Below are 23,625 nucleotides of genomic sequence, written 5' to 3' on the forward strand. Positions count from 1 at the left end.
TGGACACCCCGCGAGGAGCTTAGGCTCCCCGGCGGGGTCCAGGGGCAGCGCCCCTGGCCACGGCTCAAGCCACAAAGCGCCCCAACCGCAACGTCAAACGCCGCCCCGCTCAGCCCGCCCGGCGCTCGCGCGGGAACCAGCCGCCGAGGGCGGTGGCGGCGGTCAGGGTGACGCCGTAGACCAGCAGGGCCAGGGCGACGGCAGCGAAGAGCCAGTTCAGCGAGCCGGTGAGGTGCAGCGCCAGCCAGCCGCCGGCCAGGGCGATCACGATGCGCAGAATGCTGCTGAACAGCGGCCAGAACAGCCGGCCGGCGCCCTGGGAAGCGAAGTACAGCGCCATGCCCAGGCCGAAGAAGCCGTAGAAGGGGCCCACGATCCGCAGGTAGGTGCTGCCCGTCTCGATCATGCGCGGGTCGTCGCTGAACAGCGTCAGCCAGAATTGCGGCCAGATCGCCGCGGCGAGGCCGATCGTCTCGGTCAGCAGGAAGGCGATGCCGCCGCCTACCAGGGCGATGCGCAGCGCCCGCTGCCGCTGCCCGGCGCCGATATTGGTGCCCACCAACGCGACCAGTGGCGCGCCGAGGCCGAACACCAGCGGCACCAGCAGGTATTCCAGCCGCGCGCCGGTGCCGAAGCCCGCCACCGCGTCCACCCCGGCATGGGCCGCCACCAGCGCCGTCACCAGCGCGATCAGCAGGTTGGTCAGCAGCGAGTTGACCGAGGCCACGGCGCCGATGCGCAGGATGTCGCGGAACAGCGGCCAGCGCAGCCGCGACGGCCGCAGCGCGGCGAGGTTGCGCCCCGACAGGATGTACCAGGCCAGCACCGCCGTGCCTGCGGCGTAGAACAGCACCAGCGCGGCGCCGCCGCCGGCGATGCCCAGCGCCGGGACCGGGCCGAAGCCGAAGATCAGCAGTGGGGACAGGGGCACCAGCAGCACCACGCCGGCGCAGATCACCAGGGCGGGCACCAGCATGTTGCCGGTGCCGCGCACGGCGCTGGCCAGGGCGTTCATCACCCACAGCAGCACGTTGCCGGCGAAAACCACGTTGGAATAGGCCAGCGCCGCTTCCAGCGCCGCGCCCTCGCCGCCCAGGGCGCGGTACAGCGGCCGGCCGAAAACCAGCACGGCGGCCGAGAACAGGAGGCCCAGCACCGTGTTGGCCACGATGGCGTGCAGCACCAGCGCATCCGCATCGTCGCGCCGCCCGGCCCCCAGGGCGCGGGCAATGGCGGAGGAGATGCCGCCGCCCATGGCGCCGCCGGAGATCATCTGCATCAGCATCACCGCCGGAAACACCAGCGCCATGCCCGCCAGCGCCTCGGTGCCGAGATGCGACACCCACCAGGTCTCGATCAGCCCGGTGGAGGACTGCGCCAACATGATCAGCACGTTGGGCCAGGCCATGCGCAGCAGCATCGGCACGATGGGGTCGTGCAGCAGTCGCCGCGTGCGGGGGTTGAGCGGCGCAGCCGCCGGGGCCGCGGGAAGCGCGGCCGGCGCGGCGACGGTGGCCGTGGCGAGGCTCATGCGCCCGCTCCTTCATGCCCGGCCGCGACCGCGTCCCGGCGGGCGAGGCGCTGCCGCGTGCCCGCATCGGCGGCGGGGCCGGGAACGGTGCGGAACACCGGGTCGGTCACGGGGCGGCCGCTGACCCGGTCCACCAGCACCGGCTCGGCCACCGCGCCCGTGTCGCGGTTCACCAGCTGGATGCTGATGCCTTCGGGCGTCAGGTGCTTGTTGCCCCAGGCCAGCAGCGCCAGGGTCACGCTGCGGAAGTCGCGGCCGCGCTCGGTCAGCAGGTACTCGTCGCGCGGCGGGCGCTCGCTGTAGCGGCGGCGTTCCAGCAACCCCGATTCCACCAGCCCCTTGAGGCGGCGGGTCAGCATGTTGGGCGCGATGCCCAGGCTGGTCTGGAACTCGTCGAAGCGGCGCAGCCCGTTGAAGGCGTCGCGCAGGATCAGGATGCTCCACCATTCCCCGACATGTTCGAGGCTGCGGGCGATCGGGCATTGCATGCCGCTGAAGCTCTTGCGCTGCATGGCGCGGAGCATGCGGCCAGTCACTATCATCATGCAAGTCGATTCGGGCGGCCTGGGCGGCAGTCCGCGCGACGGTGGTCCTGCCGCCCTGCCTCGCCAGGAGCGACGCTTCCGCGCCGCGGAACCGCGGCGCGGGCCGGCCTCCTGCTATCCCGGCCGGCGCAGGTCGAAGCGGCTGTCCGGTCCGATCTCGGCATAGGCGGAGGGGCCGCCGGCGCGCAGGATCACCCCGGCATTGAAGGTGTCGAAGATCCCGTCCACCAGCAGGTGTCGGCGGATATGCACCGCCACCACCTCGCCCAGCACCAGCCAGGCGCCGGCGGCCCGGCCATCATGGCCTTTCAGCGTGACGATCTCCGTCACCCGGCATTCGAAGTTCACCGGGCTTTCCGCCACGCGGGGCGGCGCCACCAGGCGGGACGGTACCGGCGTCAGCCCGGCCAGGGCGAACTCGTCGGTGCCGTAGGGCACGGGGGCGCTGGTGGCGTTCATGCGCTCGGCCAGGTCGCGGGTGGCGAGGTTCCACACGAATTCGCCCGTCTCCTGCGCGTTGCGCAGGCTGTCCTTGGCCGAGGTGGAGGAGAAGCCGATCAACGGCGGCCGGTAGTTGAAGGCGTTGAAGAAGGAATAGGGCGCGAGGTTGAGCGCCCCGTCCGCCGCCCGGGTGGACACCCAGCCGATCGGCCGCGGCCCGACAATGGCGTTGAAGGGATCGTGCGGCAGGCCGTGCCCCTTGGCGGGCTCGTAGAAATGGGTGTCGCCCTGGTCGGTCATGCGCCTCGGTCCCTGCCGCAAAGAATTGCCATCTGCGCCCGAGACTGCATGACATCTCCCAGCCGCGCGAGGCACAGCCACCGGGGTTGGGCGTGCGCCGGGTGAACTGGCCGTGGCCAGGGGCGCTGCCCCTTTGGCCCAGGCCCGAACATCCGGGCGTCCCCAGCCCCGGAGGCCGCGGTTCCGTGCGTCGGCATGGGCGTATAGGCTGCCGGCTCCGTACCATCGGGGGGCGTTCGAGCCGCATGCTGGAGATCCAGGGCCTGACGCGCCGCTTCGGCGATCGTGTGGCGGTGGATGCCGTGACCCTGGCCATTCCGGAGGGGCAGATGGTGGGGGTGATCGGGCGCTCGGGGGCCGGCAAGTCCACGCTGCTGCGCATGGTCAACCGCCTGACCGAGCCCTCCGCAGGGCGCATCCTGCATGACGGCGTGGATGTCACCGCCCTGCGCGGCAAGGCGCTGCGCAACTGGCGCACGCGCTGCGCCATGGTGTTCCAGCAGTTCAACCTGGTGCAGCGGCTGGACGTGCTGGGCAACGTGCTGGTGGGGCGGCTGAACCGGCGCGGCGGCGGCTGGGCGTCGGTGACCTCGCTGCTGGGGCTCTTCACCGCGGAGGAGCGCGCCATGGCGCTGGCGGCGCTGGACCGGCTGGACCTGCTGGATGTGGCGCTGCAGCGGGCCGACACGCTGTCGGGCGGGCAACAGCAGCGCGTGGCCATTGCCCGCGCCCTGCTGCAGGAGCCGCGGCTGATCCTGGCGGATGAGCCGATCGCCTCGCTGGACCCGCGCAACGCCCGGGTGGTGATGGACGCGCTGCGCGACGTGAACGCGCGGGACGGTTTGACCGTGCTGGTGAACCTGCACCACCTCGACACCGCGCGGGATTATTGCGGCCGGATCGTCGCGATGCAGCGCGGGCGGGTGGTGTTCGACGGTGCGCCGGCCGAGCTGGACGCGGCGCGGGTGCGCGACATCTACGGCGTGTCCGAGGAACAGTTCGAGGCGGAAGCGCAGGCAGCGGTGGCGTGAGGGAGCGCGGCGGCATGGCGGAGTGCGGCGGGGTGCCGGGGCAGGGCGGGGCGCAGCGGCAGGCGGCACCCGGCCTCGGGCGGCGTGACCTGGGGCGTGTGGCGGCGGCGCTGGGAACCGCCGCGGTGCTGCGGCCGGGCCGGGCGAGGGCGCAGCGGACGCGCCGCACCGCCGACGGCATCGCCTTTCCCGAAGTTGGGCCCCGCGCCTGGGCGGCGCAGGTCCCGACGCTGCGCATCGGCATTTCCGGCGGCGAGAACGAGGCCGACCGGCTCGGCCGCTACGACGGCTACCGCCGCCTGCTGGAGGACACCTTCCAGGTGCCCGTGCGCCTGTACCCGGCGGCGGATTTCGCCGGGGTGGGCCAGGCCTTCGCGGCCGGGCAGATCGAGGTGGCGCAGATGGGCGCCGCCGCCTTTGCCGGGGTCTGGCTGGACCTGCTGGGCGCGGTGGAACCGCTGGTGGCGGCGGAGGAGGAGGACGGCTCGCTCGGCTACGTCGCCGTGATGGTGGTGCGGGCCGACAGCGGCATCACCGACCTCGCCGGCATGCGCGGGCGTTCCCTGGCCTGGGCGGACCCCAACTCCACTTCCGGCTATTTCGCGCCGCGGGCGGCGCTGCGGCTACTGGGCATCCCCACGGAGTCCGGCCCTTACTTCTCCCGCACCGGCTTCGGCGGCGGGCACGAGCAGGCGGTGGTGGCGGTGCTGGGGCGGCAATATGACGCCTGCTGCACCTGGAGCTCGCCGCAGGGCGACCCAGCGCGCGGCTTCAACCGCGGCAACCTGCGCGCCATGGTGGACAAGGGCCTGCTGGACATGCGCGACCTGCGGGTGATCTGGCAGAGCGGCATTATTCCCACCGGCCCGATCGCCTGCCGCGCCAACCTGCCGGACGCGTTCAAGGAGGACCTGCGCCGCTTCCTGCTGGCCCTGCCGGCCGCGCACCCCGAGATCTACCGCCAGATCGAGCGCGGCGGCGGCGCCGGCTTCCGCACGGTGACGGTGGCCGACTACGAACTGCCGATCGCGTTGCGGCGGGAAGAAGCGGCGGAGCGCCGGCGGCGCTGAGGCAGCACCACCGGGGCCGTCGCCGCCTGCACCCGGCCCCGGGGCGCCGCGGGTGGGGCTTCACCCGCCCACCGCTTCGCGCCATGGTGGCCGCACCGATGCCGCGCGCCCCACGGATCATCTGGACCCCGCGCGGGAGGACGGTCGCGCCGTGCCGCGGCCGTCTCGCCTGCCCGGCGGCGTCGCGCCCGGGTGTTCGGGGCGCAGGTGCCGGGCGCCCGGCCTGGGGACGCCCGCGTGTCTGAGGCGCTCGCTTCGCCGGCCGTCCTGCGCGGGGAAGCGGCGTTCCAGCAGGCCCGGCGGCGGCGTCGGCTCGGTGCGCTGGGGGCCGGACTGGCGCTGGGGCTGGCCGTGCTGGTCGCGGCCTGGATCAGCGAGTTCCGCCCCGAAGCCCTGCTGGCCGGCCTGCCGCGGGTGGGGGACTACTTCGCGCGCCTCGCACCCACGCTGCACTGGAACAGCCTGTTCGGCGGCGTGAAGGCCGAGGGCAGCCTGGCCTACTGGTTCTACCGGCTGGACAAGTGGTCCTGGCTGATCTTCGAGACCGCCAACATGGCCGCGCTGGCGACGCTGGCCGGCACGGCGGCGGCGCTGCCGCTGAGTTTCCTGGCGGCGCGCAACCTGTCGCCCAATACTTGGTCCTTCCAGCTGGCCCGCCGCGCGCTGGAAGCGGTGCGCACGGTGCCGGAGCTGGTCTACGCGCTGATCCTGGTCTGGGCCTTCGGCGTCGGCGCCCTGGCGGGCATCCTGGCCATCGCGCTGCACAGCGCCGGCGCCCTGGGCAAGCTGTTCGCGGAAGCGGTCGAGAACACGGAGATGGGCGCCTGGGACGGCGTGCGCGCATCCGGCGCCACCTGGGCGCAGGGCTGCCGCTGGGCGATCCTGCCGCAGGTGGCGCCCTCCATCGTGTCCTACGTGCTGCTGCGCTTCGAGATCAACGTGCGCGGCGCCAGCGTGATCGGCTTCGTGGGCGCCGGCGGCATCGGCGAGGAGCTCTACACCGTGATCTCCTCCAACTACTACGAGGAGATCAGCGCGATCGTGCTGCTGATCGTGCTGACGGTGGTGCTGATCGACCTGCTCAGCGAGCGTCTGCGCCACCGGCTGATCGGCCGCCGGGCGTGAGCGGCGGGGGCGGCACGGCGTCCGGCGGGACGGGCATGCGAGCCGCGGTTGCCGGGGGAGGCGCCGCGCGGTCCGCCGCGGAGGTGGCGCGCTGGCGCGCCGCGATGCCCGGCGCCTTTGGCCGCGGCCCGGCGCACCGCGCCCGCCTGCTGCTGGGCTGGGCGGCGTTCGCGGCTTGGCTGATCGGCGCGCTGTGGTGGTTCGACATTTCGCCGCAGCGGCTGTGGAACGGGCTCTTCGGCCTGGGCACCATCGTGCGGCTGATGATCCCGCCCTCGCCGGGCGCGCTGTGGAACGACATCCTGCGCGGCTTGGCCGAGAGCGTGGCGATGGCCTTTCTGGGCAGCGTGATCGCCGGGCTGCTGGCGGTGCCGCTGGGTTTTCTCGGTGCGCGCAACGTGGTGACCACCTTCCTGCTGCGTTTCTCGCTGCGCCGGGTCTTCGACGGCGTGCGCGGGGTGGACCAGCTGATCTGGGCCCTGGCCTTCGTGCGCGCGGTGGGGCTGGGGCCACTGGCGGGGGTGCTGGCCATCATCACCTCCGACACCGCCGTGCTGGCCAAGCTCTACGCCGAGGCGATCGAGAATGCCGAGGCCCGCCAAGCCGAGGGCGTGGTGGCCGCCGGCGGCTCCCGCCTGCAGGCGCTGCGCTGGGGCATCTGGCCGCAGGTACTGCCCGTGATGCTGGCCCAGGCGCTGTATTTCTTCGAGAGCAACACCCGCTCGGCGGCGGTGCTGGGCGTGGTGGGCGCCGGCGGCATCGGGCTGCAGATCGCCGAGCGCATCAAGGTCCGCGCCTGGGACGAGGTGGCCTTCATCATCCTGTGCATGGTGGTGATCGTGGCCGCCATCGACTGGCTGTCCGGCAAGGTCCGCCGCCGGCTGATCGGGGCGCGGGCGCTGGAGCGGGGGTAGTGCCTGTGGCCCACGAGGGGGCTCTGCCCCCTCGCGCTCCCCCGCCAGGAAACTGAGTTTCCTGGACCTTCCGTTCGTAAAAGTGTGGCGCTGTTGGACAAGGTGTCCCTTCGCGGCGGCTACGCCCGCGAAGGGACACCTTGTCCAACAGCGCCAACTCACGGCGGGGTCCGGGGACCTACGAGGTCCCCGGCGGGGGTGCAGGGGGCGGCGCCCCCTGCGGGCCATCCAGCGCAACGCCCCGCCTTGCGCCGGGCGCCGCCGCGGGCCATGAGCCCGCGCATGGCTCTCGCTTCGATGACCGGCTTCGCGCGCACGGACGGCACGCTGCCGGACGGCGCTTCCTTTGCCTGGGAGGTGCGCAGCGTGAACGGCCGCGGCCTGGACATCCGGCTGCGGCTGCCGGGCGGGCTGGAAGGGCTGGAAACACCGCTGAAGGAAGCGGCGCAGGCGCGGCTGGGGCGCGGCAACGTGTCGGCCACGCTGACGGTGAAGCGCGAGGACCGGGTGGTGCGGCTTTCACCCGACCCGGAGGCGCTGGAACGGGCGCTGCAGCTGGCGCTGGAGGTGGCGGCCCGCATCCCCGGGGCGCCGCCGCCGCGGGCGGAAGCGGTGCTGTCCCTGCCCGGCGTTTTGCGGGCGGAGGCGTCGGAACCCGACGAATCGGCGGATGCGGCGCGGCGGCAGGCGGTCACGGCGGGCTTCGGGGCGGCGCTGGACGGGCTGGTGGCGGCGCGGCGGGCAGAAGGCGGCAAGCTGCACGGCATCCTCAGCGTGCTGCTGGACGAGATCGCCGCCCTGCGCGACGCGGCCGCGACGGAAGCGGCCCGCCAGCCGGAAGCGCAGCGCGCCCGGCTGAGCGCCGTACTGACGGAGCTGCTGGAAGGCGAGCGGCGCGTCCCGGAAGAACGGCTGGCGGCGGAGGTCGCCATCCTGGCCAGCCGCTCCGACGTGCGGGAGGAGCTGGACCGGCTGGGCGCCCATGTGGAAGCGGCCCGCGCCTTGCTGCGCGAGGGCGTGCCGGTGGGCCGCCGGCTGGAGTTCCTGACCCAGGAGTTCGGGCGCGAGGCCAATACGCTGGGGGCGAAGTCGGCCTCGCTGGCGCTGACCCGGCTGTCCCTGGACCTCAAGGCCGCGATCGAGCGGCTGCGCGAGCAGGCGGCCAATGTCGAGTGAGGCCGGCGCGCCGGGGAGCGCAGGGATGCCGGGCAGCGGCAGCGTGACGCCGCAACCCGGCGGCGCGGCGACGGGCGGGGCGGAAGCCGGCAGCGACGGCGTGGGTCTGGCGCCCGGCGGGGCGGCCCCGGCCGGTGGGGCCGTGCGCGGCGCGGCGGGTGGTCCCGAGGCCGGCCTGCGGCGCGGGCTGTGCCTGGTGCTGGTGGCGCCCTCGGGGGCGGGCAAGACCTCCGTGTCGCGGGCGCTGCTGGCGCGGGAAGGGGCGATGTCGCTGTCCGTCAGCGCCACCACCCGGGCCCCGCGCCCGGGCGAGGTGGAAGGGGTGCACTACCATTTCCGCACGCCCGAGCAGTTCGAGGCGATGGAGCGCGCCGGCGAGATGCTGGAAAGCGCCTCCGTCTACGGCCGCCGCTACGGCACCCCGCGCGCGCCGGTGCTGGCGGCGCTGGCGGCCGGGCGGGACGTGCTGTTCGACGTGGACTGGCAGGGCCACCTGCTGATCCGCGCGGCGCTGCCGGGCGACGTGGTGGGCGTGTTCCTGCTGCCCCCCAGCCTGCCGGAGCTGGAGCGCCGCCTGCGCGCCCGCGGCCAGGACTCGGATGCCGAGATCGCGCGCCGCATGGACGCAGCGCGCGAGGACCTGTCGCACTGGGAAGAGTTCGACCACGTGCTGGTCAACGGCCAGTTCGAGGAAACCCTGGACGCCGTGCGCGCCATCCTCAACGCCGCCCGCACCCGGCGCGAGCGCAACCCCTGGCTGCCCGGCTTCATCGCGAAGCTGTCGGAGTGAGCCGCCGCCGCCCTGCAGCGGCCGCGGCGCGCCACCCCGCGCCCGGGCAGGGCAGGAGGCCCGCGGGCGCTCCGGCCCGGACCGGTCGGGCTCCCTTGCCCGGCCGGGGCGATGGGTCGCCCGGGCGGATGAGGCCCGCGCGATGAGCGTGGTGGTCAACACCGTGCTGCCGGTGTTCCTGGTGATCGTGCTGGGCTACCTCGCCCGCCGCACCGGCCGCATCAGCGCCGAGGGCGTGCGCGGCATCAACGACTTCGTGTTCGCCCTCGCCCTGCCGGCGCTGCTGTTCAACGGCGCCGCCAGTGCCGGGCCCTCCGCCGCCACCGCCACGGTGGCCATCGCCTTCTTTTCCGGCTGCCTGCCGGTCTATGCCCTGGCGCTGCTGGTGGGGCGGTGGCGCGGGCTCCGGCTGGCCGATTCCGGGCTCTTCGCGCTGGATGCCAGCTACGGCAACCTGGTGATGCTGGCGCTGCCGATCGTGCTGGGCGCCTATGGGCCGGACGGGCTGCGCGCGCTGCTGGCCATCATCGGGCTGCATTCGATCGTCATGCTGCCAATCGCGACGCTGGTGGCTGAACTGGGGCTGCACGGCCGCTCCTCGCCCCGGCGGATCATGGCAGCGACGTTGGGGGCGGTGCTGCGCAACCCGGTGGTGATGGGCGTGGCGCTGGGCGGGCTGTGGTCGCTGCTGCTGCCCCCGCCGCCCGAGGCCATGAGCCGCCTGTTGGCGCTGCTGGGGGCGGCGGGGCCGCCGGCGGCGCTGTTCTGCCTGGGCGCCAGCCTGACCGGCTTCAACATCCGCCGCGATTGGCCCGATGCCACGCTGGCGGTGGTGCTGAAGCTGCTGGGCGTGCCGCTGGCGGTGTGGCTGGCCTGCCGCTTCTACGGGCTGGACGGCATCGCCACCGCGGTGGCGGTAACGGCGGCCGGGATGCCCACGGGGGCCAACGCCTTTATCCTGGCCCGACGCTACGCCACCGGCATGAACCGCTCCGGTGCCACGGTGCTGCTGGCCTCGGCCCTGTCGGTGGTGACGCTGAGCACCATCATCGCCCTGTTCCACCGCTGAGGCGCGGCCGCCCCGCGCCCTCCGGTGGCCGGGGCGCGCCCTCGCGGAACCTTTCCGGGAAAGGGTGGGCGAGGCGTTGTGCCCGCGCCGGCCGGGTGCAGTATTGTTCCGGCATCGCAGGGAGCGGCGCGTGGCGGGCGTGCGGGGGATGCCGGTCAGGGCTGCTGGCGGGCTGTGCCGGGGCAGGGAAACCGCCGGGCCGGGCGCTGCCTGACGCTGAACATCGGTCCGGACCGGTTCCCCAGGGAAAGGTAGCGCGATGAGCGGCGATTACGCACCACCCGCCTTTCCTTCCCGGATGCGGACGCGGCTGCTGCGCCCCGCGCCGAACGGCTCCGGCGAGGACGTGGAACTGCCCTTCGTGATCGGCCTCATCGCCGACCTGTCGGGCGGGCGACCGCCGGGGGAAAGGCCTCCGCTACGCGCAGGTCGCTTCACCGCCGTCGGGGCGAGCGGCCCTGCCGTTGCCGAGGCGAGCGGCGCTGCCGGCGCTGCGGCGGCTGGCCTCGACGCCCTGCTGGCCGGACCCGCACCCGGGCCATGGGTGGAACGGGCGCGGCGTGGCCTGCACTTCCTGGCGGCCCAACTCGCGGAACCGTGCCGCCTGATGGTGCTCGACGCGACGCGGGAGGAGTTGGTGGCCGACCTGGCGGCCGGGCGCGGGGGCGCACTGTTCCGGGCCGTTTGCGAGCAGCCCTTCGCGGCGGGCGGCGGCGCGCCCTTCACTCTGCTGCTCGCGGATTATGCCTGGGACCAGCCCGACGCCGACGCGCTGCGCGCCCTTGCCCAGCTGGGGGCCGAGGCCCACGCGCCGGTGCTGACGAACGCCGCTGAACCGCTGTTCCGGGACGGCGCCGCGGGAACCGCCTGGGAGGCGCTGCGGCAGGCGCCGGAGAGCCGCTACCTCGTCCTCGCCGCCCCGCCCTTGCCGGTCCCCGGCGGCGGAGCGGGCGCGGCAGCAGGGGACGGGATGGGGGCGGCGCACGCGGTGGCTGCCCGGTTGGCCCGGCTGCACGCCGCCACCGGCTGGGTGGCCGGCCTGTTGGGGCCGGCACCCGACGCGTGGTCGCCGCAGCTGCCCACCCCGGTTGCCGCGGCGGAGCCCGGCCCCGTGGCCGCCGAAGCCGGGCTGCTGCCGGTGTCCCTGGCGGCGGATGGCCGCTGCTTCCTGCGCCGCGCCCCCACGCTGCACCGGCCGCGGCGCTACGAAGGCGAGCCCTCCACGGAGAGTGCCCGGATCGCGGCGCAGCTGCCCTTCGTGCTGGCGACGGGGCGGGTCATGCAGTCGCTGCGGGTGCTGGCGCGCGACCAGGCGGGCCGCCTCGATGGCCCGCAGCTGGAGGATCTCCTCGCCCGCTGGCTGGAGCGCTACCGCCAGGACCCCGATCTGCCCTTGGCGGAACGGCGCATCCGGACACCCCTGCACGAGGTGCGCCTGACGCTGCGGCCCGACCCCGGCGGGGGACAGCTGCTGGCCTGCCACCTGCGGCCCTGGCTCGGGCCGGAGGAGATCATGCCCGGCGGCGTGAGCGTCATGGGCCGCTTGCCGTAAGGGCTCCGCCCGGACACTCGGGCGGGCCCGTTCCGGCGGCCCCGGCGCCTGTCAGTGCAGGGTGAACTCCCCGGCCGCGTAGCGGAACTCGGCCGGGCGCCACAGCGCGGCGGAGGCGACGCGCACGGAATGCAGCGGCCCCTCGATCTCGCGCCGCCAGAAATCGAGGAAGCGGTGCAACTCCGGAAAGGCGGGGGCCTGGTCCAGCTTCTGCCACAGGAAGGACTGCAGCACGCCGGGGTGATCGGGCATGTGGTAGAGCAGCTCGGCGGTGGTCACGCGCCAGTCGGGGATACGGACGAGGCTCTCGATTTCCCGCAGAATCATGCCTGGCACCTCTCTGGTTCCCGGTCCCCGCCTGGGGACCTGCCCCGGAAGCCTGCCACGAGATGGTCACTGGACGGAAAATAAATCCTTTGCGATCAAAGGTTTGGCACTCGACGCACGAGAGTGCTGCCGTCCCGCTTGACGGCTGCGCGAGCTTCTCCTAGATGGCTGGCACTCACCGAGGTAGAGTGCCAACAACGCTCCCCCGGTCGGGACACAGATCCGAGCCAACAGTTTCAGGCAAGGCATCAGGAGGATACTCTATGGCTTTCCGCCCCCTGCATGACCGCGTTCTCGTTCGCCGCGTGACGGCTGACGAGAAGACCGCGGGCGGCATCATCATCCCCGACACTGCCAAGGAGAAGCCGCAGGAAGGCGAGATCGTCGCCGTCGGCACCGGCACCCGCAACGACAAGGGCGAGATCACCGCGCTCGACGTCAAGGCCGGCGACCGCATCCTGTTCGGCAAGTGGTCGGGCACCGAGGTGAAGCTCAACGGTGAGGATCTCCTGATCATGAAGGAGTCCGACATCATGGGTGTGGTGGACCAGGCCGCCTGAACAGGCGCCGTTCCGCACTCGCTTCCCTATAATTTCAGAAGGGTTCAATCAACATGGCTGCCAAGGACGTCAAGTTTGGCGCTAGCGCCCGCGACCGCATGCTGCGCGGCGTCGACATCCTCGCCGACGCGGTAAAGGTCACGCTGGGCCCCAAGGGCCGCAACGTGGTCATCGACAAGAGCTTCGGCGCGCCCCGGATCACCAAGGACGGTGTGACGGTCGCGAAGGAGATCGAGCTTTCCGACAAGTTCGAGAACATGGGCGCCCAGATGGTGCGCGAAGTGGCCTCGAAGACCAACGACATCGCCGGTGACGGCACCACCACCGCGACCGTGCTGGCCCAGGCCATCGTGCGCGAGGGCGTGAAGTCGGTGGCCGCCGGCCTCAACCCGATGGACCTCAAGCGCGGCATCGACAAGGCCGTTGCCGTGGTGATCGCGGACCTTAAGGCCAACACCAAGAAGATCTCCACCTCCGCCGAGGTCGCCCAGGTCGGCGCCCTGTCCGCCAATGGCGAGACCGAGATCGGCGAGATGATCGCCCAGGCGATGGAGAAGGTCGGCAACGAGGGCGTGATCACGGTCGAGGAAGCCAAGGGCGTCCAGACCGAGCTCGACGTCGTCGAGGGCATGCAGTTCGACCGCGGCTACGTGTCTCCGTACTTCATCACCAACGCGGAGAAGATGATCGCCGACCTCGAGAACCCCTATATCCTGATCCACGAGAAGAAGCTGTCCCAGCTGCAGCCGATGCTGCCGCTGCTGGAAAGCGTCGTGCAGTCCGGCCGCCCGCTGATCATCGTGGCCGAGGATGTCGAGGGCGAGGCGCTGGCCACCCTGGTGGTCAACAAGCTGCGCGGTGGCCTGAAGATCGCCGCCGTCAAGGCGCCGGGCTTCGGTGATCGCCGCAAGGCGATGCTGGAAGACATCGCGATCCTGACCGGTGGCCAGGTGATCTCCGAGGATCTCGGTATCAAGCTCGAGAACGTCACCCTCGACATGCTCGGCCGGGCCAAGAACGTCCGCATCGAGAAGGAGACCACCACGATCGTCGACGGTGCCGGCGAGAAGGCCGACATCCAGGGTCGCGTGGAGCAGATCAAGGCGCAGATCGAGGAGACCACCTCGGACTACGACCGTGAGAAGCTGCAGGAGCGTCTCGCCAAGCTGGCCGGCGGCGTCGCCGTGATCCGCGTCGGCGGCTCCACCGAGGTCGAGGTGAAGGAGCGCAAGGACCGCGTCGACGACGCGCTGCACGCGACCCGTGCCGCGGTCGAGGAAGGCATCGTCCCCGGCGGCGGCGTGGCGCTCGCCCGCGCTTCGCTGAAGCTGGCCAACGTGGAGGTCGACAACGACGACCAGCGCGTCGGCGTGGAGATCATCCGCCGCGCCATCCAGGTGCCGCTGCGCCAGATCGCAGAGAATGCCGGTCAGGACGGCGCGGTGGTTGCCGGCGACACGCTGCGCAACCCGAGCTACGACTACGGCTACGACGCGCAGACCGGCGAGTACAAGGCGCTGATCGCGGCCGGCATCGTGGACCCGACCAAGGTCGTGCGCACCGCCCTGCAGGACGCCGCTTCCGTGGCCGCCCTGCTGATCACCACCGAGGCGATGATCGCCGACAAGCCCGAGAAGAAGGGTGGCGGCGGCATGCCGGCCGGTGGCCCGGGCGGCGGCATGGGCGACATGGACTTCTGATCCCCAGGGGCGGGCGCTCGCCCGCTCCCTCCAGGGGCGGGCTTGCCCGCCCCGTACGGGGGACCTTCGGGTTCCCCGGGGTTCTGGTCTAGGAAGGGGGCGGTCCGGCAACGGGCCGCCCCTTTTTCCGTTTCGGGGAGCGCCCATGCGGCACACCGGCACCGTGATCTGGTTTCAGCTCGCCAAGGGCTACGGCTTCATCCGGCCCGACGACGGCAGCCCGGACGTGATGGTCCACCTTTCCGCCGTGGAGGAAGCCGGCCGCCGCACGCTCAAGAAGGGCGAGGAGGTCGCCTACGAGGTGGAGCAGCGGCCCAAGCAGCCCGGCCCTTCCGTGCTGCGCCTGCTGCCGGACTGAGCCCCGGCACCCGGACAGTCATCGCACACCGGTTCTGCGCCGCCGGGCCCTGCGCAAACAGCGGCGGCGCGGCAACAGCCTGAACCGGCCAACTCCGCAATTCCATGCCGCTCCTCGCACTGGCGGCATTGCGCCGGCGCAATCCGATTTCCCCCGCAACGGGCCGCGATCGTCCTATCTCCTGCCGCAGCCCGACGCCGGCTTCACCCGAAGCCCCCCGGCGTCCTCCAGCAGGAGTTTTCGCCATGACCCGCAACGGCATCCACCACGTCACCGCCATCGCCGGCAGCGCCCGCCGCAACCTGGATTTCTACGCCCGCACCCTCGGCCTGCGCCTGGTGAAGCGGACGGTGAACTTCGACGATCCCGGCTCCTATCACCTGTATTACGGCGACGCGGCCGGGCAGCCCGGCACCATCCTGACCTTCTTTCCCTGGGAGCACGCGGCCCCTGGCCGGGCCGGAGCGGGCGAGCTGCAGGAAACCGTGTTCCGCATCCCCGAAGGCTCGGTCGGCTTCTGGACCCACCGGCTGATCGAGCAGGGGATCGAGCGCAGCCAGCGCTTCGGCGAAACCGTGCTGAGCTTCCGCGACCCGGACGGCATGCGGCTGGCGCTGGCGGCGGTGCCGGGGATCGAGGCCGAGCCCGCCTGGGCCGCCGGCGACATCCCGGCCGAGCACGCCATCCGCGGTTTCCACAGCGTCAGCCTGATGCTGGAGGACATCGCCGCCACCGGCGCGGTACTGAGCGACGTGTTCGGCTTCGCGGCAGCGGCCAGCGAGGGCGGCGTGACCCGCTTCCGGGCCGAGGGCACGGCGATCGGCGGCATCGTCGACCTGCGCGGCGTCGGCGGCTTCCTGCCGGCGCGGCTGGGGCGCGGTTCCGTGCACCACCTGGCCTTCCGGGCGGCGGACGACGCGGTGCAGGCGGAGATGGTGCGCAAGCTGGCGGCCAACCACGGGCTGCGCACCACGGAACAGAAGGACCGCAACTACTTCCGCTCGGTCTACTTCCGCGAGCCCGGCCACGTGCTGTTCGAAATCGCCACCGACGACCCGGGCTTCGCGGTGGACGAGCCCGACGCGTCGCTGGGGGAGGCGCTGAAGCTGCCCGACTTCCTGGAGCCGCAGCGCGCGGCCATCGAGTCGGTGCTGCCCGAGCTCGCCTGAGCCAGGAACCGGACCGCCGCCCCATCGGCGCGGCGGTCTCCCGCAACGCCCTTCCCGGAGTGCCCGGCCATGACCACCGCGACCGCCCTGTCCCACACGCACCGCTTCGAGCCCGCCACCCGCGACGGGCGCCCGCCGCTGCTGCTGCTGCACGGCACGGGCGGCAATGAATCCGACCTGCTGCCGCTGGGCCTCGCCGTGGCGCCGGGCGCAGCGCTGCTGTCGCCCCGTGGCCAGGTGCTGGAGGGCGGTATGCCGCGCTTCTTCCGCCGCCTCGCCGAGGGCGTTTTCGACGAGGCCGACCTGCGCCGCCGCACGGAGGAGCTGGCCGATTTCGTCCTCGCCGCGCGCGAGCGCTACGGGCTGGAAGCCCCGGTAGCGCTGGGCTTCTCCAACGGCGCCAACATCGCCGCCGCGCTGCTGCTGCTGCGGCCGGAGGTGCTGCGCGGCGCCGCCCTGCTGCGCGCCACCGCGCCGCTGCAGGACCCGCCGCAAACGCCCCTGGCGGGCCGCCCCGTGCTGATCCTGTCCGGCGCCACCGACCCGCTGGTGCCGGCGGCGCGCAGCGAGGCGCTGGCGGCGCAGCTGGCCGGGCTGGGCGCCACCGTGCAGCACCGGACCCTGCCGGCCGGCCACGGCCTGTCCCAGGCCGATGTGACCCTGACGCGGAACTGGCTGGACGCCCTCTGAGACCGCCGGGCTGAAAGGGCAGGGAAGGCCGGGGGAGTGAACTCCCCCGGACCCCCTCCTTTTTTCGGGAGTCTGTGTCGCGCCATTGGCCGGGGCAGCGCCCCAAACTCCCGAAAATAGAAGGGGGTCCGGGGGGATACCTCCCCTCGGCTTCCTTGTCCCATCAGGCCGCAATGAAGGCCCGATGCACCCGCCCCCTGCGAAGTCCGGGCGGCGCCCCACATCCTGCGGGGATGGCCGCCCTTCCGCTCGACATCGCCCGCATCTACCTCGAAGCCGCCGTGGAGGAGCACGCCCGCGGGCGGGAGATCCTGGCCCGCTTCCCGGATGCCGAGCGCATCCCCGTCGCGTCCCACTGGCGCATCCCGGAACTGCGCGAGGCTGATCCCGGCGACTACTTGGCCACCAAGAAGCAGGCGCTGGTGCTGGGGGTGAAGAAGGACCTCACCTTCCGCCCCAACGGGCGCAGCGCGGACTTCATCGCGCCTTCCTCCTCCAATGGCTGTGCCATGGCCTGCGCCTATTGCTACGTCGCCCGGCGCAAGGGGCACGCCAACCCGATCAGCGTTTTCGTGAACATCGAGGCGATCCTGGCCGCCACCACCCGCCACGCCGCGCGTCAGGGCCCGAAAGCCGAGCCGAACCAGGTGGACCCGCAGAGCTGGGTCTATGACCTCGGCGAGAATGGCGACCTGTCGGTGGATGCGGCCATTTCCGACAACGTGCGGGACCTCGTGGCGCTGTTCCGCACCCTGCCCAACGCCAAGGGCAGCTTCGCGACCAAATGGGTGAACCCGGATCTGCTGGGCTACGAGCCCCAGGGCCGCACGCGCATCCGCATGTCGCTGATGCCGCCCGCGCTGGCCAAGCTGCTGGATGTCCGCACCTCCCCCGTGGCCGAACGCATCGCCGCCATCCCCGAACTGCACCGCGCCGGCTACGAGGTGCACCTGAACTTCTCCCCCGTGGTGCTGCGTGAGGGCTGGGAGGCGGAATGGGGGGCGCTCTTCGCGGAGCTGGACGAGGTGCTGCCCGCCGCCGTGAAGGACCAGCTGGCGGCGGAGATCATCATGCTGACCCACAACAGGGAGCTGCACGAGATCAACCTCGCCTGGCACCCGAAGGCGGAGGAGCTGCTCTGGCGCCCGGACATCCAGGAGGAAAAGGTGTCCGAGAGCGGCGGCGTGAACCTGCGCTATCGCACCGGCTGGAAGGGCCGCTGGCTCGGGCGCTTCCGGGACCTGCTGGCCGCCCGCATGCCCTATTGCCGCGTGCGCTACGCCTTCTGAGACGGCGGGCGGTCCCGGCGATCTGCCGCACCATCCCGGCGGCTGCCTAACCGTCCCGCGCCGCAGCGGCTAACCTGCCTCCGGCAGGTGCCCGACCGTCCCGGGGTGGCCGGGAAAAATGATGGCCAGGGGAGAATGGAAGCATGGAGATCAACCGCGCGGGCTCGCAGCCTTCCGGCAAGGGACCGGCCGAGTATTTCACCGGAACGGTCCGCATCGACCCGTTGTTCAGCCCGCCCGACCCCGCCCGCGTGGCGGGAGCGCTGGTCACCTTTGAACCGGGTGCCCGGACCGCCTGGCACACGCATCCGCTCGGGCAGACCCTGTTCGTGTTTTCCGGCTGCGGCTGGGCGCAGCGCGAGGGTGGACCGGTCGAGGAGATCCGCCCCGGCGACGTGGTCTGGTTTCCCCCGGGCGAGAAGCACTGGCACGGCGCCACGCCGACCACGGCCATGAGCCACGTCGCCATCCAGGAAAAGCTGAACGGCTCGCCCGTGACCTGGATGGAACAGGTCAGCGACGCGCAGTACCGACGCTGATCCCCGCCGGCCGGGGCAGGGCCGGCGCCGCGATGCGGCCCGACGGGACGAGAGCCCTGCCAGTACCCCCACCGGCCGGCGCTCACGCCCCCGGGCGGAAAGCGCGCCGCGTCAGCGGCCGACCTCCTCCGCCGGCACGCCGAAGGCCGCGAGGCCTTCCGACAGCAGGTCGCCGAACAGCTCCATGCCCGTCAGGTATTCCGCCGCGTCGCCGGCGCTGTTGCGCTCGCGCGCCAAGCGCAGCGCTTCCTCCCACTCGGTGGTGTCGTAGTCGCCGCGGCCGACCCAGGTGAGGGCGATCAGCGCTGCCTGCTCGTCCTCGTTCAACTCGTCGATCAGCCCTTTCAGCGTGTCGGTCAGGGCGTCGGGGTCGTTGTCGTCCGGATTTTCCTCGTCCTGGACTTCCTCGTTGTTGGCCTCCTCCTCCAGCTCGCCGACGGCACGGGCGGCGTCGATGATGCTCACGATGGTGGGAAGGCTGACGACGAGATCCAGCTCGTCGTCGGGGTCGGGCCGGTCGCTCATGGGAAGCCGCCTTTGCTGGGCCGTGTGTGGGGCCGTGTGTGTGCTCCCGCCAACGCCCCGCCCGGCCCGGGGCTTCCGCGCCCGGCGGCGATTTCGTGCAAAGCATCGCGCCCTGCCGGCGGGCCGGAAACGGCCGCAGCGGTGGATCAGGGCCCGAACAACGCGCCGGGCCCGTTCCTGGGCCGGCACGGTCAGCCCGGGAGCAGGGCTAGCCGCGCATGGACGCGGCGATGGGTTCCGCGATCGGCCGCCAGGCCGCGCGCTCCCGCTCCAGCAGCGCGCGGAACTCGGCGGCGCTGACGGCAGCCATGGGCTCCACGCCGAAGACGCCCAGGGCCTGGGCGGTCTCGGGCGCGCGCAGGGCTTGGTTGAGCAGCTCCGACAGGCGGCTCTGCACCGGCTCCGGCACGGCGCTCGACACGGCCATCCCGGTCCAGAAGGTGTAGGTCAGGTCGGGAAAGCCGGATTCCGCCATGGTGGGGACCTCCGGCAGCTGCGTCGTGCGGCGCTCGGCGGTGATGGCCAGGCCGCGGACATTGCCGCTCTGGATCATCGGGATGCCGTTGAACTGCGACTCGAACACGATCTTGGTGCGCCCGGCCAGCACGTCCGTCAGCTGCGCCGAGCCGCCCTGGTAGGGCACGTGCAGCATCCGCACCCCGGCACTGCGCGAGAAGCGCTCGGCGAAGAGGTGCGGCAGCGTGCCGATGCCGGAGGTCGCAAAGGTGACCTCGTCCGGGTGCTGCCGGGCATAGGCGACCAGCTCGGGCACGTCGCGCACCGGCAGGGACACGTGGCTCATCAGCAGCAGCGGCGTGCCCGTGGCCATGCCGATGGCCGTGAAGTCGCGCGCGTTGTTGGCGGATTGCGGGTAGGTGAAGGCGTTGGTCACCAGAGCCCCCAGGGTGGAGAACAGCACGGTGTAGCCGTCCGGCGGCGAGCGCAGCACCACCTGTTCCGCGATGGTGCCGCCGGCGCCGGGCCGGTTGTCCACGATCATCGGCTGCCCGGCGGCGCGGCCGAACTGCTCGGCGATGATGCGGGCGATGCCGTTCACGTTGCCGCCGGGCGGGGTGGTCACGATCAGCCGGATCGGGTGGTCGGGGAAGCTGCCCTGCGCCGCCGCGCCACGGGGCAGCGGGAGCCCCAGCATCCCCATCGCCAACCCGCTTCCCGCTGCCAGCCGTCCCAGCCCGCGCCGCGTCACGTCCGTCATCTCAGAACCGTTTCCTTCCCGGTGTTCTTGCTTCTGCCCGCGCGCCGGCCTCGGCCAACACGGGTGTGCCCTCGTCGGCCGGTACCGGAAGGCGCCACCGCGCGGCGGGGTGCCGGCCCGGCCACGGCGGCGCACCCGCCCCAACGGTTCCCGCGCCGGGACGCAGCATGGGGCCGGCCGGCGCGGGCGGCCAGGAAAACCCGCCGGGCTAGCTGGCGGGGAGTGCCAGCCAGGGGAGGCCGCCGGGTCGGAGCGCCGGGGAAATGGAGCGCGCCGTGCCTAGGCCCGCAGCGCGGCTTCCACCCCCTGCGCCAGGGCCAGCAGGACGCGGTCCGCCCCCTGCGCGCCCGTCAGCATCAGCCCCACCGGCGCGCTGCCCGGCGCCTGGCAGGGCAGGCTGATCGAGCAGCGGTCGAGGAAGTTGCCCACCGTCGTGTTGCGCAGCAGCAGCAGGTTGATGCGGTTGTACTCCTCGGCCGCCTCCACCGCGGCGATGGCCGGCGGGGTCAGCGGGCAGGTCGGGCACAGGAAAGCATCGAAGCCGTCCGTGCGGGCCGCCACCGCGGCGGCGATCCGCGCCCGCTCGCGCTGCAGCAGCAGGTAGTCGCTGGCGGTCATCGCCGCCCCGCGCTCGATCCGCGCCAGGATGCGCGGGTCGTAGCGGCTGCCGGCGCGGGCCACCAGCGGCGCGTGCCAGGCCCAGGCCTCGGCCGCCGCGAAGCCGCCCTTGCTGTTGGCGGCGGGGATCTCGGCCAGTTCCGGCAGGGCCAGCGTTTCGATCCGGGCGCCCGCGGCTTCCAGCCGGCGCAGCGCCGCCTCGAAGGCCGCGGCCACCGCGTCCTCCACGCCCTCGAACAGGAAGGTGTCGCGCGGCACCGCCAGCCGGGCGCCGGACAGGGCGGCGGGGGGCGGGGCTTCCGGCAGTTCCTCCCCAGCCATGAAGCCGTCCAGCACGGCGCAGCAGGCGGCGGTGTTGGCCAATGGCCCGAGGCTGTCCAGCGAATGGCTCAGCGGCACGGTGCCGGCCAGCGTCACGCGGCGGGCGGTGGGCTTCCAGCCGACGATGCCGCACAGCGCCGCCGGCACCCGGCAGGACCCGCCGGTGTCCGAGCCCAGCCCGGCGAAGCCCATCCCGTCCGCCACCGCCACCGCGGCGCCCGAGGAGGAGCCGCCCGGCAGCCGTCCGGTGGCGCGGTCCCAGGGCGAGCGCGGCGTGCCGTGATGCGGGTTCACGCCCAGGCCGGAAAAAGCGAACTCCACCATGTTGGTGCGCCCCAGCACCACGAAGCCCGCCCGTTCCAGCCGCGCCACCGACGGGGCGGTGACGGCGGCGGGCGTCACGCCCTCCAGCGCCACCGACCCCGCCAGGGAAGCGACCCCCGCCTGGTCGTAGAGGTCCTTGACGCTGATCGGGATGCCCGCCCAGCGCGAGGGCGCGCGGTTGGCCCGGCGTAGCGCGTCCATGGCGCCGGCGGCGGCGCGGGCGGCCTCGGCCTGCACGGCGACAAAGGCGCGGCGGCCCTCGCCATCCTCGTCGGCGATGCGGGCCAGGGCTTCCTCGGCCAGCGCCGCGGCGGTGGTGCGACCTTCCGCCAGGGCGGCCGCGGCCGCTTCGATGCTGCGCGATTCCATGCGCGAAAACCCCCGGGATGCGTGGCGCCCAGGCAAGCGGTGGCGGCGGCGTTTGACAAGCGGGCCCGCGCCGCCGCTTCACGCCCCGCGCCGGGCGGGCCAGGATGGGCGGGCCGCGCACCACCCGAGGAAACGCCGAAAAACCATGCCCGTCCCCCCCAAGCCCGTCCTGCTGACCGGCGCTTCCGGCAATCTCGGCCGCATGCTGGCGCGGGAGCTTTCCGCCCTCGGCTGGACGCTGCGCCTGACCGACATCGCCGCCTTTCCCGACGCCTTGCCGGAACGCGCGCGCTTCACCCGCGCCGACCTCAACGACGGCATGACGGTGCTGCGGCTGGCCGAAGGCTGCGGCGCCATCCTGCATTTCGGCGGCATTGCCACGGAGAACCTGTTCGAGGTGGTGCTCGGCCCCAACCTGCGCGGCCTGCACCACGTCTACGAGGCGGCGCGGCGCGAAGGGGCGCGGGTGATCTTCGCCTCCTCTAACCACAGCATCGGCTTCCACGAACGCCCCGCCGAGGGCGAGCCCAAGCTGGACGCCGATTGCGCCTTTCGCCCCGACAGTTTCTACGGGTTGAGCAAGGCCTACGGCGAGCTGATGGGCCGGCTCTACTGGGACAAGCACGGGGTGGAGAACCTCAACATCCGCATCGGCTCCTGCTTCCCTGAACCCACCGATGCGCGGATGCTCTCGACCTGGCTGAGCTATGCCGACCTCGCCCGGCTCTGCGAAAAGGCGGTGCTGGCCGAGCGCACCGGCCACGGGGTGATCTGGGGCGCTTCCGCCAATCCCGCGACCTACTGGGGGCGGGACCACCGCGACCGCATCGGCTGGCAGCCGCAGGACAGCGCCGAAGCCTTCCGCGAGCAGGTCGGCGCCAAGCTGAGCGGCGATCCCGTCACCGAGCGCTACCAGGGCGGCGGCTACACGGTCGCCGATTACACCCGCACCTCCCCGTCGCCGCGCGACCCCTTCGCGCCGGCATGATCCGCCTCGCGGCCGCCGGCTGGGCGGCGGTGCTGCTGCCCGAACAGGGCGGCGGCTTCGCGTCCCTGTCCCTGGACGGGGTGGATGTGCTGCAGCCGCTGCCGGAGGGCGCCAGCCCCAACAGCGGCCGGGCCGGGGCCTTCGTGATGCTGCCCTGGTGCAACCGGCTGGAGGACGGCCGCCTGCCCTGGCCGGGGGGCGAGGCGCGTTTCCCGATCAACGACCTGCCCGGCAACAACGCGATCCACGGCCTGTCGCGCGAGCATCCCTGGGAGGTCGCGCAGCAGGACGAGGCGTCGACGCAGCTGGTGCAGCGCATCGACGTCGCGCCCTTCCGCTACGACGCGGTGCTGGACGCGTCCCTGGATGCGGCGGGCCTCCACCTGGCGCTGCGCGTGTCCAACCGCGCCGAGGGGCCGCTACCCTTCGGCCTGGGCTGGCACCCCTGGTTCCGCCGCCCGCCCGGCACGACGCTGCAACTGCGGGCCACCCACCGCACCGAAACGGATGCACGCGGCCTGCCCACCGCGGTGGTGCCCGCATCCGGGGTGACGCCGGCCGATACGGGCTGGGTCGGGCGCGACGGGCAGTTTCTCGGCTGGGACGGGGAAGCGGCGCTGCAGCTGGAAGAAACGCGGCTGCTGCTGCGGGCGCGCGGCGCCTGGGCGGCGCGGGCGCAGCTCTTCGCGCCGGCCGACCGCGCGGTGGTTTGCGTCGAGCCGGTCAGCCACGTCACGGACGTGGCCAACCGCCCCGCCCTGGCGCCCTGGGGCGCGATGGCCCTGCTGGCCCCGGGGGAGGCGCTGGAGGGCTCGCTGTCGCTGTTGCGCGCGGACTGAGCCGGGGCGGGCGTCGCCCGTCGCCCGTCGCCCGTCGCCCGTCGCCCGGGTTTCGCGGCACGCAGGCCCGCTCTACGCCCGCCGGCCGCGCAGAAACCGGCCGGCGCGCGGCGACGTTCCCCTGACGTTCCGCCCTGGGGATGATCCCGTTCCGGCGGCGCGCACGGGGAGCACCGCATGGCGGCGTCGACGGCAGGCAGGGCGAAGCGCAGCGATCCCGCCTTGTGGGACAAGGTGAAGGCCGAGGTC

At 73.0% G+C, this 23,625-nt stretch carries 24 protein-coding genes; 17 read left to right on the plus strand and 7 right to left on the minus strand.

Features of this window, described 5'->3' with window-relative positions; all coding sequences use genetic code 11:
- Positions 1 to 109: 109 nt before the first annotated feature.
- The 3 genes from ACLIBK_RS05100 to ACLIBK_RS05110 form a co-directional block, all read right to left on the minus strand.
- Entirely contained in the window at positions 110 to 1,531 is a 1,422-nt protein-coding gene (locus ACLIBK_RS05100) for an MATE family efflux transporter (RefSeq protein WP_415386147.1), read from the minus strand.
- Complete coding sequence (locus tag ACLIBK_RS05105; protein WP_415386148.1) at positions 1,528 to 2,076, minus strand: winged helix-turn-helix transcriptional regulator; 549 nt, start codon at positions 2,074 to 2,076, stop codon at positions 1,528 to 1,530. The genes ACLIBK_RS05100 and ACLIBK_RS05105 overlap by 4 nt, the downstream gene beginning before the upstream one ends.
- Before the next feature lie 114 nt (positions 2,077 to 2,190).
- The gene (locus ACLIBK_RS05110; protein ID WP_415386149.1) at positions 2,191 to 2,817 is read right to left on the minus strand and encodes a flavin reductase family protein; all 627 of its coding nucleotides are present in this window, start codon (positions 2,815 to 2,817) and stop codon (positions 2,191 to 2,193) included.
- Positions 2,818 to 3,062: 245 nt separating this feature from the next.
- Here ACLIBK_RS05110 and phnC point away from each other — a divergent pair, with 245 nt between their 5' ends.
- The 8 genes from phnC (at position 3,063) to ACLIBK_RS05150 (ending at position 11,544) form a co-directional block, all read left to right on the plus strand.
- Positions 3,063 to 3,848 carry a phosphonate ABC transporter ATP-binding protein gene (gene phnC, locus ACLIBK_RS05115; RefSeq protein ID WP_415386150.1) on the plus strand — a complete coding sequence of 262 codons (786 nt, stop codon included), beginning with the start codon at positions 3,063 to 3,065 and terminating at the stop codon, positions 3,846 to 3,848.
- Positions 3,845 to 4,918, plus strand: coding sequence for a phosphate/phosphite/phosphonate ABC transporter substrate-binding protein (gene phnD, locus ACLIBK_RS05120; protein ID WP_415386151.1), 1,074 nt, complete (start codon positions 3,845 to 3,847; stop codon positions 4,916 to 4,918). The genes phnC and phnD overlap by 4 nt, the downstream gene beginning before the upstream one ends.
- A 237-nt stretch (positions 4,919 to 5,155) precedes the next feature.
- A complete protein-coding gene (gene phnE / locus ACLIBK_RS05125) occupies positions 5,156 to 6,043 on the plus strand; it encodes a phosphonate ABC transporter, permease protein PhnE (protein WP_415386152.1) in 888 nt (295 codons plus the stop codon).
- Positions 6,044 to 6,078: 35 nt separating this feature from the next.
- The gene (gene phnE / locus ACLIBK_RS05130; protein WP_415386153.1) at positions 6,079 to 6,957 is read left to right on the plus strand and encodes a phosphonate ABC transporter, permease protein PhnE; all 879 of its coding nucleotides are present in this window, start codon (positions 6,079 to 6,081) and stop codon (positions 6,955 to 6,957) included.
- A 282-nt stretch (positions 6,958 to 7,239) separates the two neighbouring features.
- Positions 7,240 to 8,133: a YicC/YloC family endoribonuclease gene (locus tag ACLIBK_RS05135; protein ID WP_415386154.1), complete on the plus strand. Its 894-nt coding sequence runs from the start codon at positions 7,240 to 7,242 to the stop codon at positions 8,131 to 8,133.
- A 25-nt stretch (positions 8,134 to 8,158) separates the two neighbouring features.
- A complete protein-coding gene (gmk, locus tag ACLIBK_RS05140) occupies positions 8,159 to 8,923 on the plus strand; it encodes a guanylate kinase (protein WP_415386155.1) in 765 nt (254 codons plus the stop codon).
- 142 nt (positions 8,924 to 9,065) lie between these two features.
- Positions 9,066 to 9,992 carry an AEC family transporter gene (locus tag ACLIBK_RS05145; protein ID WP_415386156.1) on the plus strand — a complete coding sequence of 309 codons (927 nt, stop codon included), beginning with the start codon at positions 9,066 to 9,068 and terminating at the stop codon, positions 9,990 to 9,992.
- Between the two features lie 259 nt (positions 9,993 to 10,251).
- Complete coding sequence (locus ACLIBK_RS05150; protein WP_415386157.1) at positions 10,252 to 11,544, plus strand: type VI secretion system contractile sheath domain-containing protein; 1,293 nt, start codon at positions 10,252 to 10,254, stop codon at positions 11,542 to 11,544.
- Between the two features lie 51 nt (positions 11,545 to 11,595).
- Here ACLIBK_RS05150 and ACLIBK_RS05155 read toward each other — a convergent pair whose 3' ends face one another.
- Complete coding sequence (locus ACLIBK_RS05155) at positions 11,596 to 11,871, minus strand: usg protein (RefSeq protein WP_415386158.1); 276 nt, start codon at positions 11,869 to 11,871, stop codon at positions 11,596 to 11,598.
- 263 nt (positions 11,872 to 12,134) lie between these two features.
- On the opposite strand from ACLIBK_RS05155, the gene groES reads away from it, so the two are divergent.
- The 7 genes from groES to ACLIBK_RS05190 all read left to right on the plus strand — a co-directional run bounded on the left by groES (position 12,135) and on the right by ACLIBK_RS05190 (position 18,176).
- Positions 12,135 to 12,431 (plus strand): co-chaperone GroES, encoded by a 297-nt coding sequence (gene groES / locus ACLIBK_RS05160; RefSeq protein ID WP_415386159.1) that lies wholly within the window; start codon positions 12,135 to 12,137, stop codon positions 12,429 to 12,431.
- Positions 12,432 to 12,484: 53 nt separating this feature from the next.
- Positions 12,485 to 14,131, plus strand: a complete 1,647-nt coding sequence (gene groL / locus ACLIBK_RS05165; protein WP_415386160.1) for a chaperonin GroEL — start codon at positions 12,485 to 12,487, stop codon at positions 14,129 to 14,131.
- A gap of 145 nt (positions 14,132 to 14,276) precedes the next feature.
- Positions 14,277 to 14,489: a cold-shock protein gene (locus tag ACLIBK_RS05170; protein WP_415386161.1), complete on the plus strand. Its 213-nt coding sequence runs from the start codon at positions 14,277 to 14,279 to the stop codon at positions 14,487 to 14,489.
- Between the two features lie 245 nt (positions 14,490 to 14,734).
- A complete protein-coding gene (locus ACLIBK_RS05175) occupies positions 14,735 to 15,658 on the plus strand; it encodes a ring-cleaving dioxygenase (RefSeq protein WP_415386162.1) in 924 nt (307 codons plus the stop codon).
- Positions 15,659 to 15,727: 69 nt separating this feature from the next.
- Complete coding sequence (locus ACLIBK_RS05180) at positions 15,728 to 16,348, plus strand: alpha/beta hydrolase (protein ID WP_415386163.1); 621 nt, start codon at positions 15,728 to 15,730, stop codon at positions 16,346 to 16,348.
- Positions 16,349 to 16,581: 233 nt separating this feature from the next.
- Positions 16,582 to 17,637: a spore photoproduct lyase family protein gene (locus ACLIBK_RS05185; RefSeq protein WP_415386164.1), complete on the plus strand. Its 1,056-nt coding sequence runs from the start codon at positions 16,582 to 16,584 to the stop codon at positions 17,635 to 17,637.
- Between the two features lie 143 nt (positions 17,638 to 17,780).
- Entirely contained in the window at positions 17,781 to 18,176 is a 396-nt protein-coding gene (locus tag ACLIBK_RS05190; protein ID WP_415386165.1) for a cupin domain-containing protein, read from the plus strand.
- Between the two features lie 111 nt (positions 18,177 to 18,287).
- Here the strand turns inward: ACLIBK_RS05190 and ACLIBK_RS05195 are convergent, their stop codons facing one another.
- From ACLIBK_RS05195 to ACLIBK_RS05205, 3 genes are all read right to left on the minus strand, one after another.
- On the minus strand, positions 18,288 to 18,701 hold the full coding sequence (locus ACLIBK_RS05195; RefSeq protein WP_415386166.1) for a DUF3775 domain-containing protein: 414 nt from the start codon (positions 18,699 to 18,701) through the stop codon (positions 18,288 to 18,290).
- Between the two features lie 208 nt (positions 18,702 to 18,909).
- Entirely contained in the window at positions 18,910 to 19,917 is a 1,008-nt protein-coding gene (locus tag ACLIBK_RS05200; protein ID WP_415386167.1) for a Bug family tripartite tricarboxylate transporter substrate binding protein, read from the minus strand.
- A 279-nt stretch (positions 19,918 to 20,196) separates the two neighbouring features.
- Positions 20,197 to 21,549, minus strand: a complete 1,353-nt coding sequence (locus ACLIBK_RS05205; RefSeq protein WP_415386168.1) for an amidase — start codon at positions 21,547 to 21,549, stop codon at positions 20,197 to 20,199.
- A 145-nt stretch (positions 21,550 to 21,694) separates the two neighbouring features.
- Between ACLIBK_RS05205 and ACLIBK_RS05210 the strand changes: the two genes are divergently transcribed.
- The gene (locus tag ACLIBK_RS05210) at positions 21,695 to 22,537 is read left to right on the plus strand and encodes an NAD-dependent epimerase/dehydratase family protein (protein WP_415386169.1); all 843 of its coding nucleotides are present in this window, start codon (positions 21,695 to 21,697) and stop codon (positions 22,535 to 22,537) included.
- Positions 22,534 to 23,376, plus strand: coding sequence for an aldose epimerase (locus tag ACLIBK_RS05215; protein ID WP_415386170.1), 843 nt, complete (start codon positions 22,534 to 22,536; stop codon positions 23,374 to 23,376). Before ACLIBK_RS05210 ends, ACLIBK_RS05215 begins: the two co-directional genes overlap by 4 nt.
- The last annotated feature ends 249 nt before the right edge of the window (positions 23,377 to 23,625 follow it).

The sequence above is a fragment of the Roseomonas sp. BN140053 genome (assembly GCF_047690175.1).
GTDB lineage: Bacteria > Pseudomonadota > Alphaproteobacteria > Acetobacterales > Acetobacteraceae > Roseomonas.

What these genes read in the sequence shown, in the direction of transcription:
- ACLIBK_RS05100 (WP_415386147.1), bottom strand. Translation starts at nt 1,531, where the DNA reads ATGAGCCTCGCCACGGCCACCGTCGCCGCGCCGGCCGCGCTTCCCGCG.
- ACLIBK_RS05105 (WP_415386148.1), bottom strand. Translation starts at nt 2,076, where the DNA reads ATGATGATAGTGACTGGCCGCATGCTCCGCGCCATGCAGCGCAAGAGC.
- ACLIBK_RS05110 (WP_415386149.1), bottom strand. Translation starts at nt 2,817, where the DNA reads ATGACCGACCAGGGCGACACCCATTTCTACGAGCCCGCCAAGGGGCAC.
- phnC (WP_415386150.1), top strand. Translation starts at nt 3,063, where the DNA reads ATGCTGGAGATCCAGGGCCTGACGCGCCGCTTCGGCGATCGTGTGGCG.
- phnE (WP_415386153.1), top strand. Translation starts at nt 6,079, where the DNA reads ATGCGAGCCGCGGTTGCCGGGGGAGGCGCCGCGCGGTCCGCCGCGGAG.
- ACLIBK_RS05135 (WP_415386154.1), top strand. Translation starts at nt 7,240, where the DNA reads ATGGCTCTCGCTTCGATGACCGGCTTCGCGCGCACGGACGGCACGCTG.
- gmk (WP_415386155.1), top strand. Translation starts at nt 8,159, where the DNA reads ATGCCGGGCAGCGGCAGCGTGACGCCGCAACCCGGCGGCGCGGCGACG.
- ACLIBK_RS05145 (WP_415386156.1), top strand. Translation starts at nt 9,066, where the DNA reads ATGAGCGTGGTGGTCAACACCGTGCTGCCGGTGTTCCTGGTGATCGTG.
- ACLIBK_RS05150 (WP_415386157.1), top strand. Translation starts at nt 10,252, where the DNA reads ATGAGCGGCGATTACGCACCACCCGCCTTTCCTTCCCGGATGCGGACG.
- ACLIBK_RS05155 (WP_415386158.1), bottom strand. Translation starts at nt 11,871, where the DNA reads ATGATTCTGCGGGAAATCGAGAGCCTCGTCCGTATCCCCGACTGGCGC.
- groES (WP_415386159.1), top strand. Translation starts at nt 12,135, where the DNA reads ATGGCTTTCCGCCCCCTGCATGACCGCGTTCTCGTTCGCCGCGTGACG.
- groL (WP_415386160.1), top strand. Translation starts at nt 12,485, where the DNA reads ATGGCTGCCAAGGACGTCAAGTTTGGCGCTAGCGCCCGCGACCGCATG.
- ACLIBK_RS05170 (WP_415386161.1), top strand. Translation starts at nt 14,277, where the DNA reads ATGCGGCACACCGGCACCGTGATCTGGTTTCAGCTCGCCAAGGGCTAC.
- ACLIBK_RS05175 (WP_415386162.1), top strand. Translation starts at nt 14,735, where the DNA reads ATGACCCGCAACGGCATCCACCACGTCACCGCCATCGCCGGCAGCGCC.
- ACLIBK_RS05180 (WP_415386163.1), top strand. Translation starts at nt 15,728, where the DNA reads ATGACCACCGCGACCGCCCTGTCCCACACGCACCGCTTCGAGCCCGCC.
- ACLIBK_RS05185 (WP_415386164.1), top strand. Translation starts at nt 16,582, where the DNA reads ATGGCCGCCCTTCCGCTCGACATCGCCCGCATCTACCTCGAAGCCGCC.
- ACLIBK_RS05190 (WP_415386165.1), top strand. Translation starts at nt 17,781, where the DNA reads ATGGAGATCAACCGCGCGGGCTCGCAGCCTTCCGGCAAGGGACCGGCC.
- ACLIBK_RS05195 (WP_415386166.1), bottom strand. Translation starts at nt 18,701, where the DNA reads ATGAGCGACCGGCCCGACCCCGACGACGAGCTGGATCTCGTCGTCAGC.
- ACLIBK_RS05200 (WP_415386167.1), bottom strand. Translation starts at nt 19,917, where the DNA reads ATGACGGACGTGACGCGGCGCGGGCTGGGACGGCTGGCAGCGGGAAGC.
- ACLIBK_RS05205 (WP_415386168.1), bottom strand. Translation starts at nt 21,549, where the DNA reads ATGGAATCGCGCAGCATCGAAGCGGCCGCGGCCGCCCTGGCGGAAGGT.
- ACLIBK_RS05210 (WP_415386169.1), top strand. Translation starts at nt 21,695, where the DNA reads ATGCCCGTCCCCCCCAAGCCCGTCCTGCTGACCGGCGCTTCCGGCAAT.
- ACLIBK_RS05215 (WP_415386170.1), top strand. Translation starts at nt 22,534, where the DNA reads ATGATCCGCCTCGCGGCCGCCGGCTGGGCGGCGGTGCTGCTGCCCGAA.